This is a genomic window from Klebsiella sp. K47, assembly GCF_051858335.1.
GTDB classification, from domain to species: Bacteria; Pseudomonadota; Gammaproteobacteria; order Enterobacterales; family Enterobacteriaceae; genus Klebsiella; species Klebsiella pneumoniae.
The window spans coordinates 1-251 of sequence record NZ_JBPYUI010000160.1; the positions used below are offsets into that span (position 1 = coordinate 1).

Here is a 251-nt window from a genome sequence, read left to right on the forward strand (position 1 = left end):
TTCGTCTGTACCAAACTGTAAAATGGTGTTCATACAGCCGATGCTTAAACCTGGGTACATTTGGAAAGACCAGTTTGCGGTGCCCATCATTTCCGATTTAATCAGATTTAAAGATTGAGGCAGGTTCTGACCGCCAAATTCTTCAGGGAAAGACAAACCTTGCCAGCCACCTTGGACAAACTGGTCGTAAGCGTCTTTGAAGCCTTTTGGTGTTTTCACTTCACCATTGTCGAAGGTACAACCTTCTTCAT

1 protein-coding gene is annotated in these 251 nt (G+C 43.8%); it reads right to left on the reverse strand.

Annotated features, from left to right (window positions below):
* A partial coding sequence (locus tag RRF55_RS27525; protein ID WP_439419232.1) for an acyl-CoA dehydrogenase family protein occupies positions 1 to 251 on the reverse strand: 251 nt, incomplete at both ends.